Here is a 14,640-nt window from a genome sequence, read left to right as displayed (position 1 = left end):
TCCGCCCCCACGGCTCTCAGCTCATGAGGGGCAGCAGCGCCGAGAGGTCGGCGCGCTCGCCGCTCGCCCGGACCTCGGCCTCGTCCAGCGCCTCGGCCCAGCGGGTACGCCCCGTCGCCAGCCGGATCCACGTCAGGGGATCGCACTCCACCACGTTCGGCGGGGTACCGCGCGTGTGCCTCGGGCCCTCGACGCACTGGACCACCGCGAACGGCGGGACGCGCACCTCGACCGAGCCGCCGGGCGCCTTGAGCGCGAGGGCGTCCGCGAGCAGCCGGGTGCAGGCCGCCAGGGCCTGCCGGTCGATCGGTACGTCCAGTCCGGTGGCGCGGCGCAGGTCGTCGGTGTGGACGACGAGCTCGACCGTACGGGTGACCAGGAAGTCGGCCAGTGTCATGGCGCCGATCCACAGGTCCATCACCCGGCTGCCGGGGTGCGCCTCGAGCGCCTCGGCCAGGCGGGCGCCGGCCCGGTCGTAGAGCTCGGGCAACGGTGCGCCGCCGAGGGTCTCCTTGGCCGCCTCGGAGATCTTCCCGGCGAGCGAGGAGGTGGCGAAGGGCCACTCGGCGGCGGGCAGTTCGGCGACGGCGGCGGGCGGCCGGGCGAGGCCGGCGGCCAACGAGTCGGCGATCCATGCGATGTGCGCGGCGAGTTCGGCCACGGACCAGTCCCCGACCCCGCTCGGCCGGGCGAGCTGCTCGGCGTCCAGGCCCCGTACGGCCTCCTGGACGTGCCCGAACTGCGCGATGACGGCAGCGCGGGTCTTGGCGTGATCGTAAGTGCGCAGCTTCTTCTTGGCGGGCGGCATGGCGCCGACCCTACGCCGCCGGGCGCGTCGGGGTCCGACAGCGGGAAGCGGTCTCAGCAGGCGGACTTGGGACGGGCGAGGGCAGCGGGCAGGCCGCAGGCGAGCGCTCGGCGGGCGTGGTCAGCGGCCGGCCGCGGTCAGGTCCTTCGGGACTTCGGGCAGGTCGGTCGTGCAGCCCGCCTTCGCGGCCGCGCGCAGGGCGGCCTCCCGGGCCAGCGCGGCCAGCTCCCCGGGGTCGGCGAAGTCCGTGCGCTCGAACTCCGAGGTGGCCGTGGCCCGGAACGAGGTCACCCCGGTGCCCTCGACCGGCTCGGCGCACTTCGCCGTCACCGCCACGGAGCGACCGCCGGCGTAGTCGAACCGGCCCTCGCCGGTGACGGCACCGTGGGAGCCGGTCAGGGTGAGCGAGAAGTACTCCTGCATGTCCTTCCGGCCCTCGAACGTGCCGGCCCGGCGCAGTACGCACAGGTGGTCGCCCCGTTCGCCGGCGTCCACCTCGTCCGCTGAGCGCGCGAGACGCATCACCCGGTCCGGGTCCACCAGGCCCTGGCAGGCCTCGGTGATCCGTGCGCGGCTGTCCGCGCGGGTCCGGCTCCCGTCGTACAGGAACCAGCCGCCCACGCCCACGGCGGCCACGACCACCAACACCCCGAACGTACCGATCCTTCGGCCCCTGGTCCCGGACACGCGTCCCCCCGTCCTCGGTACGGGCATCATGCCGGAACGGACGAGCCCCCGCCCGGAAAGACCGGACGGGGGCTCGGAAGAGCGCTGCTCAGGCGAGCAGTGCCGGGATCGTCCCCTCATGGGCGGTGCGGAGCTCGGCCAGGGGGAGCGTGAACTCGCCCTGGATCTCGATCTCCTCGCCGTCCACGACACCGATCCTGGCCGCCGGCAGGCCACGCGCACCGCACATGTCGGTGAAGCGGAGCTCCTCGCTGCGCGGGACGGCCACGATGGCCCGGCCCGCGGACTCGGAGAACAGGAAGGTGAAGGCGTCCAGGCCCTCGGGCACCACGATCCGCGCACCGTTTCCGCCGCGCAGGCAGGACTCGGTGAGCGCCTGGATCACGCCGCCGTCGGACAGGTCGTGCGCGGCGTCGATCATGCCGTCGCGCGAGGCCGAGATCAGGATCTCGCCGAGCAGCTTCTCGCGGCCCAGGTCCACCTTGGGCGGCATGCCGCCCAGGTGCTGGTGGACGACCTCGGACCAGGCCGAGCCGCCGAACTCCTCGGCGGTGTCGCCGAGCAGGTAGAGCAGCTGGCCGGCCTCCGCGAACGCCATCGGCGTGCGGCGGTTGACGTCGTCGATCACACCGAGGACCGCCACGACCGGGGTCGGGTGGATGGCGATGTCACCGGTCTGGTTGTACAGCGAGACGTTGCCGCCGGTCACCGGGGTGCCCAGCTCCAGGCAGCCGTCCGCGAGACCACGGCAGGCCTCGGCGAACTGCCACATGACGCCCGGGTCCTCGGGCGAGCCGAAGTTGAGGCAGTCGGAGATGGCGAGCGGCTTGGCGCCGGTCGCGGAGACGTTGCGGTACGCCTCCGCCAGCGCGAGCTGCGCACCCGTGTAGGGGTCGAGCTTCGCGAAGCGGCCGTTGCCGTCGGTGGCCATGGCGACGCCGAGGTTGGACTTCTCGTCGATGCGGACGATGCCCGCGTCCTCGGGCTGCGCCAGCACCGTGTTGCCCTGCACGAAGCGGTCGTACTGGTCGGTGATCCAGGACTTCGAGGCCTGGTTCGGCGACGAGACCAGGGCCAGGACCTGCGCGCGCAGTTCCTCGGAGGTCTGCGGGCGGGGCAGCTTGCCGGCGTCGTCGGCCTGCAGCGCGTCCTGCCACTCGGGGCGGGCGTACGGGCGGTGGTACGTCGGGCCCTCGTGCGCGACGGAGCGCGGCGGGACGTCGACGATCTGCTCGCCGTGCCAGAAGATCTCCAGTCGCTCGCCGTCGGTGACCTCACCGATGACGGTGGCGATGACGTCCCACTTCTCGCAGATCGCCATGAAGCGCGCCACGTTGGCGGGCTCGACGATCGCGCACATGCGCTCCTGCGACTCGCTCATGAGGATTTCCTCGGGCGAGAGGGTCGCGTCGCGCAGCGGGACGGTGTCCAACTCGACGCGCATGCCGCCGGAGCCGGCCGAGGCCAGCTCGGACGTCGCGCAGGACAGGCCCGCGCCGCCGAGGTCCTGGATGCCGGAGACCAGGTCTTCCTTGAAGATCTCCAGGGTGCACTCGATGAGGAGCTTCTCCTGGAACGGGTCGCCGACCTGGACGGCCGGGCGCTTGGCCGGGCCGGTGGAGTCGAAGGTCTCGGACGCCAGGACGGACACGCCGCCGATGCCGTCGCCGCCCGTGCGGGCCCCGTAGAGGATGACCTTGTTGCCGGGGCCGGAGGCCTTGGCGAGGTGGATGTCCTCGTGCTTCATCACGCCGATGCAGCCGGCGTTGACGAGCGGGTTGCCCTGGTAGCAGGCGTCGAAGACGACCTCGCCGCCGATGTTGGGCAGGCCCAGGCAGTTGCCGTAGCCGCCGATGCCCGCGACGACGCCCGGCAGGACGCGCTTGGTGTCGGGGTGGTCGGCCGCGCCGAAGCGCAGCGGGTCGACGACGGCGATGGGGCGGGCGCCCATGGCGAGGATGTCGCGGACGATGCCGCCGATGCCGGTGGCCGCGCCCTGGTAGGGCTCGATGTACGAGGGGTGGTTGTGCGACTCGACCTTGAAGGTGACCGCGTAGCCCTGGCCGACGTCGACGACGCCGGCGTTCTCGCCGATGCCGACGAGCATGGCCGTGTTCTCGGGGGTCTTCTCACCGAACTGCTTCAGGTGGACCTTGCTGCTCTTGTACGAGCAGTGCTCGGACCACATGACCGAGTACATGGCGAGCTCGGCGCCGGTGGGCCGGCGGCCGAGGATCTCCCGGATCCGGGCGTACTCGTCCTCCTTGAGGCCGAGCTCCTTCCAGGGCTGGGAGGAGTCCGGGTTCTCCGTCGCGTTCTTGACCGTGTCGAGGCTCATGCGTTGACCAGCTTCTTCAGGACCGACGTGAAGAACGGGAGGCCGTCGGTGCGGCCCGTCCCGATCAGCGGCTCGACCGCGTGCTCGGGGTGCGGCATGAGGCCGACGACGTTGCCCGCGGCGTTGGTGATGCCGGCGATGTCGCGCAGCGAGCCGTTCGGGTTCACGTCGACGTACCGGAAGGCCACGCGGCCTTCGGCCTCCAGTTCGTCCAGCACCCGCTCGTCGGCGACGTACCGGCCGTCCATGTTCTTGAGCGGTACGGAGATCTCCTGGCCGGCGGTGTAGTCGCCGGTCCACGCGCTCTCCGCGTTCTCCACCCGCAGCTTCTGGTCGCGGCAGATGAAGTGCAGGTGGTTGTTGCGGAGCATCGCTCCCGGCAGCAGGTGGGCCTCGGTGAGGATCTGGAAGCCGTTGCAGATGCCGAGGACGGGCATGCCGCCCTTGGCCTGCTCGATGATCGTCTCCATCACCGGCGAGAAGCGGGAGATGGCCCCGGCGCGCAGGTAGTCCCCGTAGGAGAAGCCGCCCGCGAGGACGACCGCGTCGACCTGGTGCAGGTCCTTGTCGCGGTGCCAGAGCGAGACCGGCTCGGCTCCCGCGAGGCGGACGGCGCGCAGCGAGTCACGGTCGTCCAGCGTTCCGGGGAACGTGACGACTCCGATGCGAGTGGTCACCGTCAGGCCTCGACCTTCACGGTGAAGTCTTCGATGACGGTGTTGGCGAGGAATGTTTCGGCCATCTTGTGGATGCGGTCGAGGGCGGCCTGGTCGACCGGTCCCTCCACCTCCAGTTCGAAGCGCTTCCCCTGGCGGACGTCGGCGATCCCTTCGAAGCCCAGGCGCGGCAGTGCACGCTGCACCGCCTGGCCCTGGGGGTCGAGGATCTCCGGCTTGAGCATGACGTCGACTACGACGCGTGCCACTGGCACTCCCGATGAGGTGGTTGGTGCGAAGGCGGTTCCCTCAGCCTACCCGGCCAAAATTTCTACGCGGGTAGATATCGCTTCGGTATGATCGTCCAGCCGATTCGGCTTCACCAACGCTTCGCAAAATCCACGGGAAAACCACGCACCCGGGATTGCGGCGGGACACGCGGAGAGAATTAACTGGGCTTCGCAATGCAATGGGAATCGGGGTACAAAGGATTCATCCGATGTGTCGGCATTATCCGCCGCACAACGGGACCGGAAAGATGCATTGCTCCGAAACATCCACACAGGCGGCAGCACAGCTCGGCCCCGCACGTCAGCGGGGAGGGCGGCGCCGCACGAAGGGACCGATATCCGTGGCGCAGCGCGTAGTAGTCACGCTCTCCGACGACATCGACGGTGGAGAAGCGGTGGAAACGGTCGTCTTCGCTCTGGACGGTAAGACGTACGAGATCGACCTCAATGTGGCCAACGCAAAGAAACTGCGGAAGGGCCTGGCCCCCTTCGTGGCGGCCGGCCGGCGCCAGGCCCGTTCCGGGAAGGCCTTCAAGCACACGGCCATCGCCCCCGACCCGGCGGTCGTCCGGGCCTGGGCCAGGTCCAACCAGCTCGACGTCCCGCCGCGCGGGCGGATCCCCAAGAAGGTCTACGAGGAGTACAACGCCGCTCACTGAGAGCCGATTTGCCATCCACCCCTATCGGTCCGCTAGTGTGTGGATCACGCCAAGGGGCGGGGCCGCAAGGCCTGGCCCCGAAGTCGTGCGGGTGTAGTTCAGTAGTAGAACATCCCCCTTCCAGGGGGAAGGCGCAGTGTGCGATCCCTGTCACCCGCTCTGCAACGCATTACCGACCACAGTTGTGGATCAGGTAGAGTGATGCACGCATCGCACGGCACTTCGTGCTGTGGTGAGTATGCGGACGTAGCTCAGTTGGTAGAGCACCACCTTGCCAAGGTGGATGTCGCGCGTTCGAGTCGCGTCGTCCGCTCAGCGCACAAAGGCCCCGGTCATTGATCGGGGCTTTTGTCGTATGGCCGTATGCCTGGTATCCCGTATGCCCCTATCGCCGGTATCGCCCGTATCGCCGTATCCCCGCACATCAGGTTTCCGGACTTCCCCTGAGTCCGATGACATGTGTCATGGCCGGTGCGGCCCCGCTGCCGCGAGACTTGGCCCATGAGAATCACCGGCTGGTGGAAGAGCCGCAGCAGCGCGGGGAAGGTCGAGCTCTACACCCGCTGGTCGTTCCACTTCTTCGTGCTCATCGAGATCTTCTCGATCGGCCTGGCAGCGCTCGGCAGCGCGGCCGGGAGGACGCCCCCGGCGATCGCCCTCGCGCTCTTCCTCCTCGTCTGCGCCCACTCCGTACTCGTCGGCTTCCTCTCCTCCCGGGCGCTGGACTGGATCGTCGGCCGGCGCGAGCGGCCGGCCCGGCTCGCCGTGGCCACCGTCGCCCTGACCGGCGCCGCCGTGCTGGCCGTCCTCGCCCTACGGGCGGCCGGCCGCGACGGGGACGCCTCGGTGGCACCGACCCTCGTCGTCGGCATGACCTGCTTCACCAGCGGCACGCTCGTCCTGTGCCTGCGGGAAGTCCGGCACATGCGCTACGTCGCCCCGGTCACGGCCGCCGGCGCCGGGGTGGGGGCGCTCGCGCTCGGCCTCCCGGCCGGCGAGTCCGCCGGGCTCGCGGTCGGGGTGCTGCTGACCAGCCTCTTCCTCTGCGCGGCCTGCGGGTTCTCGGGCTGGCTGCTGAACACCGTGTACGAGCTGGACCACGCCCGCGAGGTGCAGGCGCAGCTCGCGGTCGCCGAGGAGCGCCTGCGCTTCGGCCGGGACCTGCACGACGTGATGGGCCGCAACCTCGCGGTGATCGCCCTCAAGAGCGAGCTGGCGGTCCAGCTCGCCCGGCGCGAGCGCCCCGAGGCCGTCGACCAGATGATCGAGGTCCAGCGAATCGCCCGGGAGTCCCAGAAGGAGGTCCGCGACGTGGTGCGGGGCTACCGGGAGGCGGACCTCTCGGTGGAGCTCGAAGGCGCGCGCGGGGTACTGCGCGCGGCCGGAATGGACTGCCGGGTCGAGTTCGAGGCGGACCACGAGCTGCCCGCCGAGGCGCAGTCGGCACTCGGCTGGGTGGTCCGCGAGGCGACGACGAACGTGCTGCGGCACGGCGACGCCCGCAGCTGCGTGATCCGCCTGACCACCGAGGAGCGGACGGGCGCGCTCACGCTGGTGGTGGAGAACGACGGGGCCCCCAAGGCCCCGGCCGGGCCCCCGGGCTCGGGACTGGCGGGCTTGCGGGAGCGGCTCGCGGCGCTGGACGGCACGCTCGAGGCCGGTCCGGTGGGCGGCGGCCGGTTCAGGCTGCGCGCCGAGATCCCCGGTCCGGCCGGGCCGATGCGACAGGAGGCGCGGGCATGAGCCCCGTACGGGTACTGCTGGCCGATGACGAGCACCTGATCCGGGGCGCGTTGGCCGCGCTGCTGGGCCTGGAGGACGATCTGCTGGTCGTCGCCGAGGCGGCCTCGGGCCCGGAGGCGCTCGCGATGGCGCGGGCCCACCGGCCGGACGTGGCGGTACTGGACCTGCAGATGCCCGGGGCGGACGGTGTGAGTGTGGCCACATCCCTGAGGGCCGAGCTCCCCGGCTGCAAGACCATGATCGTGACCAGCCACGGCCGTCCCGGACACCTGAAGAGAGCCCTGGCAGCGGGTGTCCGGGCCTTCGCGCCGAAGACGGTCTCGGCGCAACGGCTGGCCGAGCTGATCCGGACCGTGCACGCCGGCGGCCGTTACGTGGATCCGGAATTGGCGGCCGACGCGATCAGCGCGGGGGACTCCCCGCTGACCGCCCGTGAGGCGGAAGTGCTGGAACTGGCCGGGGACGGGGCGCCGATCGCGGAGATCGCGGAGCGGGCCTCGCTCTCGCAGGGAACGGTGCGCAACTACCTGTCCTCGGCGGCCTCGAAACTGGGGGCCGAGAACCGGCACACGGCAGTGCGTCTCGCGAGGGAGCGGGGTTGGGTATAGTAGGTCTCGCGTTACGGCGCATGCGGACATAGCTCAGTTGGTAGAGCACCACCTTGCCAAGGTGGATGTCGCGCGTTCGAGTCGCGTTGTCCGCTCTGTAACGAAGAAGCCCCCGGTCCTCGGACCGGGGGCTTCTCCCGTTTCCGGCGCCGGAGGCAGAGCCGCGGGACCACGGTCCGGGCCCGTTTCCGGGCGCCGGACCGCGGCCTGCCGCGTCAGGCCCAGTTCTGGCCGGTGAGGCGCTCGTAGGCCTCGACGTACTTGGCGCGGGTCTGCTCCACGACCTCCTGCGGGAGGGCGGGCGGCGGGAGTTCGCCCTTGGGGTCCCAGCCCGAGGCCGGGGAGGCCAGCCAGTTGCGGACGAACTGCTTGTCGAAGGACGGCTGGCTCTGGCCCGGCTTCCACAGGTCCGCCGGCCAGAAGCGCGAGGAGTCCGGGGTCAGCACCTCGTCGGCGGCGACCAGGGTGCCGTCCGCGTCGAACCCGAACTCGAACTTGGTGTCCGCGAGGATGATCCCGCGGTCGCGGGCGATGTCGCGGGCCCGTCCGTACACGGCGAGGGTGCTCTGGCGCAGCAGGGCGGCCGTCTCGGCGCCTGCGGTGCGCGCGACCTCCTCGTAGGAGACGTTCTCGTCGTGCTCGCCGACCTCGGCCTTGGCGGCCGGAGTGAAGATCGGGGCGGGCAGCTCGGAGCCGTCGACGAGGCCCTCGGGCAGGGCGAGTCCGCAGACCGTACGGGTCTGCCGGTACTCGGCGAGGCCGGAGCCGGTGAGGTATCCGCGGGCCACGCACTCGACGGGGACCATCCGCAGGTTCTGGCAGATCAGCGTGCGGCCCGCCCAGTCGGCGGGGGCGCCGGCGGGCAGCTCGGTGCTGATGACGTGGTTCGGGACGATGTCCTGGAGCTGGTCGAACCACCACAGGGAGAGCTGCGTCAGGACGCGGCCCTTGTCCGGGATCTCGGTGGGCAGCACCCAGTCGAAGGCGGACATGCGGTCACTGGCGACCATGACGAGGTTGTCGTCCTCGTCGCGGTAGAGGTCGCGCACCTTGCCGGTGTGGAGGTGGACGAGGCCGGGCACCTGGACCGGCTCGGGCTTTTCGACGAATCCGGACACGGGGTCTCCCTGTGGTTCTGTACGAGCGCGCCCCATTCTCCCGTACCCGTTCGCGAACGGGGACCGCGGGTGCGGTCAGTCCCTCTTGCAGATCCGGTCGAGGAGATTGGCCGTGGCCCGCTGGACCCGCTCGTCCACGTGCCCGGGGCGGTCCAGGGCCGGCGACCAGGCGAAGGTTCCGGACGCGAAGACCAGGGCGCCGCTGGGGGCCCGGTAGAGCGAGGTCTCCTGGTGGCGGCGGTGGCCCTCGCCGTCCTCGTACGGGGAGTGCGCGAGCAGGATCCGGCTCTGGTGCTCGGGGAGCTGCGTACGCGGGAAGTAGCGGTCGGCCTCGCCCGCGACCAGGCCGGGCAGTTCGTCGTTCTCGACGGCGCCGGTGGAGTCCCAGAGCCAGTGCGTGGCGTTGCGCACGATCAGGGGCGCGGGCTCGGGGACCCGCCCCGCGTACTGGATGCCGAGCAACTGCTGCTCAGGGCGGTCCACTTCGCGCCAGAGACTGGGGCGGCCGGGACCGCGGCGTTTTCGGCAGGTGAGGAGCCGGTCTTCCACTCCGGACGGCGAGGGGGAGAGCTCGACCTTCCAGTACATGGTGTTGGCGGAGAGGAAGACGAGCGAGGTGCCGTGGTCGCGGGCGCGCTCGACGGTGCGGCGCATCGGGGCGGACCAGTACTCGTCGTGGCCGGGGAAGACGAGGCCCCGGTAGCGGGTGGGGTCGACGCGGCCGGCGTGCAGGTCGCTGGCGTCCGCGTAGGCGAGGTCGTAGCCGTAGCGCTCGGCCCAGCGGATGAAGTCGTAGGCGTGGCCGACGTGCAGGGGCAGACCGGCTCCGGCGTGCGGGCGGTCGAAGGAGACCGTGGTGGCGGCGTCGCGCTCGCCGAGCAGTCGCCCGTCCTCGTCCCACGCGTGGTAGAGGCTGGCGCCGGTCCGCCCGTCCTCCGGGTAGAGGTTGTAGGCCTGCCAGGTGATGTCGGGGAGCAGGAGCAGCAGATCGGCCGGGTGGTCGTCGCGCACCGTGAACGGGATGTGCGAGCGGTAGCCGTCGGCCGTGGTCAGGACCGCGACATGGGCCCCGACGCTCCAGTACGAGGGGACCTGCAGCCGCCAGGAGAGCCACCAGTGGTGGCAGGAGACGGTGCGGTCGGCGGTCAGGGGCGGCGGCTGGACGATTCCCGAGAGCCGGGGGCTCGTGGTGATCTTGGAGGCGCCGTCGCCGCCGTAGTGCCCGATGCGGTAGACATCGACGGAGAACTGCTGCGGCGGGTCCACGGTGATGTGGAAGTCGATGGCCTCGCCGGGTGCGACCGCGCCGGTGGAGGTGAACCCCTTGATCTGCCTGTGCACGTCATCGGCGGTCCGGGGGCCGCCGTTCCTCCGGGCGCGGGGGATCTGCCCGGGCCCCGCGGCGACGGCCGGGTCGACGTACCAGGGCACGACCTGCCCGCTGTCGTCGTAGTAGAGCTCGCTGCCCCGGAACCACGGCAGCGGTCCCTGCCCGAAGGGATCGGTCACCGCGTGCGCGAGCGCACCTGACTCCCAACGCCGAATCTGCTCCGCACCCATACCGCTCCCCTCCCTCGCTCCCCCGAACGCCACGACCGGTCCCAGCACATCACATAACGCGCGCGGCCCGTCACCCTTCGTCGCGAAAAGTTCAGCGGTCAAAGAAATCGGCCGCCGCCCGAGCCGGTGCGGCCGGTACGGGGAGCGGGACCGACCTGGACCGTGTCCGCCCCGGACCGCCCCGGACCGCCTACACCAGGCGGACCGGCTTCTCGGGGCGTACGCCCACTTCCGCGAGCCAGTCCCGCAGGGGACCGGAGTCCCCGTCCTCCACCAGCGACAGCACCCTGGGCGCGAGGTCCGCCCGCCGGACGCCACCGAGCAGGAGCACCGGGCCGTCCAGCCAGTCCAGCCCGGGCGCGGCCCCGGCGGAATCCACCGCCGCGCAGCACACCAGTGCCAGGACGTGATCCGTCAGCAGGTCCCGGCCGCTGCGCGGCGCCTCCAACGGGAACAGCGGCAGGGAGTCGGCGCCTCGCGCTCCCGGGTTGGCGACGGCAGGGGCGGCGTCCCGGGCGGCTTCCGCGCTCAGCCGTCCGGCCAGCGCCTCGCCATCACCGTCCGTGAGGTACGCCAGCACCCGTTCCACGGTGGAGGCGGCGGGCGCGGACAGCGCATCCAGCGCGGCGAGCAGCCGCGCGGCCTCCGTACGCCACTTGCGGTCGACGACCTCCTCCGGATACTCCGCCCAGTCCACCGGCGACCAGGCCGGCCCGGCCTCGGCCGGTCCGCCGTGGAACAGCCGGGCGGCCAGCAGCGAGGCGGCCTCGTCCACCGCCCCGGGCCGCTCCAGCAGGTCGCACGCCGGGCGCTCGCCCAGCCGGGAGGTGAACCCGTCGGCGAGGCGGTCGCGCCGGGACAGCTCGGTCAGAGCGGAGACGACCCCCGCGTCGAGGCGGGCGGGCCACCGGCCCATCCGCCAGGCGGGCAGCGCCACGCGGGTCAGGAGCCGGTCCCAGCCGGCGTACGCCAGGCCGACCTGCTCCTGGGCGACGATGCGCAGCCCGTAGTCCACACCCTGTGCACGCTCCGACGCGGCGGCGGCGACCCCGCGCTCCATCTCGGCGGCGTCCACCCGGCACAGCCGCAGCAGCAGCCGGGCGGGGGCGGCGATCCAGCCGAGGAAGCGGCCGTTGCCCACGTCCACGGCGGCGTCGAGGCCCCGTACGAATCCGCGCGCGTCGGCTATGTCCGGGTGCGCGGAGGGGCCCGTACCCGCGACGACGGGCGCGAGCACGGCGCGGAGCTCGGCGACGCGCATCCACCACAGGAACGGGGAGCCGATCACCAGCACGGGGGCGGCACCCGGCTCGGTCTCGGGGCCGGGAGACCCGGCGGATCCGGGACGCGCGGCGGGTCCGGCCGGTATCGGCGTGCGGGCACGGCGGTGGGCCGGGTGCGTGCGGTCCTCGAGCCAGCTGTCGCAGTCGGGCGTCAGGGCTATCGCGGAGGGCGCGGGGACGTCCATCCGGTCCGCCAGGTCCCGCACGAGCCGGTAGAGATCGGGGGCGGAGGCCTCGGACAGCGGCACGGTCGGAGTGATGGCGGGACTGGCACGCAGCACGACGGCCGCGAATATCCCGCCGACGAGGAGGACGAGCGCGGCGACCGCGCACACGGTGAGGGTCACCGCCGGCCAGGGGTCGCCGGCGAGGCGGCCCGTCATCCGGGCGCTCACCAGGACCACCGCGAGGGCGGCGGGCAGCAGTACGGCGGCCAGGGCCCTGCTGCGCACACGCAGCACGGCCAAAGCACGGGAACGCGCGGACGGCGTGCCCACTTCAGCGATCGAACCGGTTCCGGACACGGCCGGACCTCACCCCCCTCTGCCCTGCGGCGGCTTTGCTCACTCCCCCACTGTGACACCCGCCACTGACATCGCAATGCCGGTGGGCCAAGTGCCGGAATGAGAGCCGGAATGCTTGCGCCGCACCATAGTTGGGGCGCGAGCGGACGTCAGGCGGACCGGGTGACGATCACCCGATGGAATGGCTTTGGGTAAAGCTGGGTGCGTTCGAACGCGGCTGGATGCACTCGCACGCGAGCATGCGCGCGGGCCCGGCCGCACCGAGTGCGTACCGGGCCCGCGTGCGGGGGATCCCGCTGCTCAGCGACCTTCCGCCGCCTTGGCCGCGATGTCCGTGCGGTACTGCGAGCCGTCGAGCCCGATCCGCGCGACGGCCTTATACGCCCTGGTCCGGGCCTGCGCCAGATCGGAACCGGTCGCCGTCACCGACAGCACGCGACCGCCCGCGCTGACGACCGCGTCGCCCTCGCGCCGGGTCCCGGCGTGCAGCACGTAGGCGTTCGGAGCGTCCTGCTCGGCCACCTCGGCCAGACCCTCGATGGGGTCCCCGGTGCGCGGGGTCTCCGGGTAGTTGTGGGAGGCGATGACGACCGTGACGGCGGCGTCCTCGCTCCAGCTCAGCGGGGGCTGGGCGTCCAGGGTGCCGTTGGCGGCGTTCAGCAGCACGCCCGCGAGCGGGGTGCGCAGCCGGGCCAGGACCACCTGGGTCTCGGGGTCGCCGAAGCGGGCGTTGAACTCGATGACCCGTACACCGCGCGAGGTGATCGCGAGGCCCGCGTAGAGCAGCCCGGAGAAGGGGGTGCCGCGGCGGCGCAGTTCGTCCACGGTCGGCTGCAGGACGGCGGCCATGACCTCGTCGACGAGCTTCGGGTCGGCCCACGGGAGCGGGGAGTAGGCGCCCATGCCGCCGGTGTTGGGTCCCTCGTCGCCGTCGAGCGCGCGCTTGAAGTCCTGCGCGGGCTGGAGCGGCAGCACGGTGACGCCGTCGGTGATGGCGAAGAGGGAGACCTCGGGTCCGTCGAGGAACTCCTCGATGACGACGCGGTCGCAGCCGAGCGCGTGGGCGCGGGCGGCGGCCCGGTCGTCGGTTACCACGACGCCCTTGCCGGCGGCGAGGCCGTCGTCCTTGACCACGTACGGGGCGCCGAAGGCGTCGAGGGCCGCGTCCACCTCTTCCGGGGCGGCGCATACGTAGCTGCGTGCCGTGGGGACGCCGGCCGCGGCCATCACGTCCTTGGCGAAGGCCTTGGAGCCCTCCAGCTGGGCCGCCTCGCCGGACGGGCCGAAGACGGGGATGCCGGCCGCGCGCACGGCGTCGGCGACCCCGGCGACGAGCGGGGCCTCCGGGCCGACGACGACCAGGTCGGCGCCGAGCTCGGTGGCGAGGCGGGAGACGGCTTCGCCGTCGAGGGCGTCGACGGGGCGGAGCTCGGCCACCTCGGCGATGCCGGCGTTGCCTGGGGCGCAGTACAGCGCGTTGACGTCGGGATCGAGGGACAGAGAGCGGCACAGGGCATGTTCGCGGGCGCCGCCGCCGATGACGAGGACCTTCACGTCGTGCAGCCTAGCCCGCGCGCGGGGGTGCGCTTCGTGCGGGCACCCAAGTCGGACCGCCTAGTCGTTCGTGTATTCCTCCACAACGGTGGCTCCGAGCTCGCGCACGATCAGTTCGTGTCCGCTCAGTGCGCTGTCGACGAGGTCGGGGTCGTCGTCCTCCGGGACGTCGTCCTCGGGGGCGACCGGCGGGGGCGCGTGATGAGCGGGCTGCTGCTGCTGGTGGGGCTGCTGCTGGTACGACTGCTGCGGCGCCTGCTGCTGGTGCGACTGCTGTGACTGCTGTGACTGTGACTGCTGTTGCGACTGCTGCTGCGGGGCCTGGGCGTGCTGGGCCGGCTGCGGGCTGTAGGCGGGCGCGGGCGGAGCACCGTAGGACGAGGCGGACACGGGCGGTACGGGCTGCCCGCCACCGCCGAGCACGGCCTCGATCTTCCACGTGACCTGGAACTGCTCGGCGAGGACCGCCTTGAGCACGTCCTCGCTGCCACTGCTCGCGAAGTTGTCGCGGGCCCCGGCGTTGGGGAAGCCGAGCTGGAGGGTGGTGCCGTCGAAGCCGGCGACCTGGGCGTTCTGGCTCAGCAGGATCCATGTGAAGCGGCGCCGGTTCTTGACGGCTTCCAGGACGGCCGGCCACATCGCCTGGATCTGCCCGGCGCCGGCGGCCATGCCCGGCGACGGAGCGGCGGCGGCCGCAGCGGGCGCGGGCACCTGGGCGGGGGCGGCCTGCGGGGCCGGGGCGGCGGGCGCGGCGGAGGCGCCGGGCCAGGCTCCGGCGGCGGGACCCTGGCCCTGGGCGGGCGGGGCGGGCG

General features: G+C 72.2%; 12 protein-coding genes, 3 tRNA genes and 1 pseudogene. 6 read left to right on the top strand and 10 right to left on the bottom strand.

Going from position 1 to position 14,640, the window contains the following annotated elements; genetic code table 11:
• Positions 1–16: 16 nt before the first annotated feature.
• From ACFWBY_RS35975 to purS, 5 genes are all read right to left on the bottom strand, one after another.
• On the bottom strand, positions 17–808 hold the full coding sequence (locus ACFWBY_RS35975) for a sterol carrier family protein (RefSeq protein WP_385339445.1): 792 nt from the start codon (positions 806–808) through the stop codon (positions 17–19).
• A 120-nt stretch (positions 809–928) separates the two neighbouring features.
• Entirely contained in the window at positions 929–1,495 is a 567-nt protein-coding gene (locus tag ACFWBY_RS35970) for a hypothetical protein (RefSeq protein WP_385409752.1), read from the bottom strand.
• Between the two features lie 88 nt (positions 1,496–1,583).
• Positions 1,584–3,833 (bottom strand): phosphoribosylformylglycinamidine synthase subunit PurL, encoded by a 2,250-nt coding sequence (purL, locus tag ACFWBY_RS35965; RefSeq protein ID WP_385339451.1) that lies wholly within the window; start codon positions 3,831–3,833, stop codon positions 1,584–1,586.
• Complete coding sequence (purQ, locus tag ACFWBY_RS35960) at positions 3,830–4,510, bottom strand: phosphoribosylformylglycinamidine synthase subunit PurQ (RefSeq protein ID WP_385339454.1); 681 nt, start codon at positions 4,508–4,510, stop codon at positions 3,830–3,832. Before purQ ends, purL begins: the two co-directional genes overlap by 4 nt.
• Before the next feature lie 2 nt (positions 4,511–4,512).
• Complete coding sequence (gene purS / locus ACFWBY_RS35955) at positions 4,513–4,764, bottom strand: phosphoribosylformylglycinamidine synthase subunit PurS (protein ID WP_008740952.1); 252 nt, start codon at positions 4,762–4,764, stop codon at positions 4,513–4,515.
• Between the two features lie 356 nt (positions 4,765–5,120).
• Between purS and ACFWBY_RS35950 the strand changes: the two genes are divergently transcribed.
• From ACFWBY_RS35950 to ACFWBY_RS35925, 6 genes are all read left to right on the top strand, one after another.
• Positions 5,121–5,438: an Lsr2 family protein gene (locus ACFWBY_RS35950; protein ID WP_112449209.1), complete on the top strand. Its 318-nt coding sequence runs from the start codon at positions 5,121–5,123 to the stop codon at positions 5,436–5,438.
• A gap of 87 nt (positions 5,439–5,525) precedes the next feature.
• Positions 5,526–5,597: transfer RNA gene (locus ACFWBY_RS35945), tRNA-Gly, on the top strand.
• A gap of 81 nt (positions 5,598–5,678) precedes the next feature.
• Positions 5,679–5,751, top strand: a tRNA-Gly gene (locus ACFWBY_RS35940).
• A gap of 188 nt (positions 5,752–5,939) precedes the next feature.
• Complete coding sequence (locus ACFWBY_RS35935; protein ID WP_385339458.1) at positions 5,940–7,181, top strand: sensor histidine kinase; 1,242 nt, start codon at positions 5,940–5,942, stop codon at positions 7,179–7,181.
• Positions 7,178–7,789 (top strand): response regulator, encoded by a 612-nt coding sequence (locus tag ACFWBY_RS35930; protein WP_385339461.1) that lies wholly within the window; start codon positions 7,178–7,180, stop codon positions 7,787–7,789. The genes ACFWBY_RS35935 and ACFWBY_RS35930 overlap by 4 nt, the downstream gene beginning before the upstream one ends.
• 22 nt (positions 7,790–7,811) lie before the next feature.
• A tRNA-Gly gene (locus ACFWBY_RS35925) sits at positions 7,812–7,884 on the top strand.
• Positions 7,885–8,004: 120 nt separating this feature from the next.
• On the opposite strand, the gene ACFWBY_RS35920 is transcribed toward ACFWBY_RS35925, so the two are convergent.
• The 5 genes and pseudogenes from ACFWBY_RS35920 to ACFWBY_RS35900 form a co-directional block, all read right to left on the bottom strand.
• Complete coding sequence (locus tag ACFWBY_RS35920; RefSeq protein WP_385339464.1) at positions 8,005–8,907, bottom strand: phosphoribosylaminoimidazolesuccinocarboxamide synthase; 903 nt, start codon at positions 8,905–8,907, stop codon at positions 8,005–8,007.
• 75 nt (positions 8,908–8,982) lie between these two features.
• Positions 8,983–10,467, bottom strand: a complete 1,485-nt coding sequence (locus tag ACFWBY_RS35915; RefSeq protein ID WP_385339466.1) for a N,N-dimethylformamidase beta subunit family domain-containing protein — start codon at positions 10,465–10,467, stop codon at positions 8,983–8,985.
• A 190-nt stretch (positions 10,468–10,657) separates the two neighbouring features.
• Positions 10,658–12,274: a hypothetical protein gene (locus ACFWBY_RS35910; protein ID WP_385339469.1), complete on the bottom strand. Its 1,617-nt coding sequence runs from the start codon at positions 12,272–12,274 to the stop codon at positions 10,658–10,660.
• A gap of 300 nt (positions 12,275–12,574) precedes the next feature.
• Entirely contained in the window at positions 12,575–13,828 is a 1,254-nt protein-coding gene (gene purD / locus ACFWBY_RS35905; RefSeq protein WP_385339471.1) for a phosphoribosylamine--glycine ligase, read from the bottom strand.
• Positions 13,829–13,888: 60 nt separating this feature from the next.
• Positions 13,889–14,640 (bottom strand): annotated as a pseudogene (locus ACFWBY_RS35900) (DNA polymerase III subunit gamma and tau); the annotation flags it as partial.

The organism is Streptomyces sp. NPDC060049, from assembly GCF_042736715.1.
GTDB lineage: Bacteria > Actinomycetota > Actinomycetes > Streptomycetales > Streptomycetaceae > Streptomyces.
Note: the sequence above shows the minus strand (reverse complement) of the source record. Positions and strands in the feature narration are given on the sequence as shown.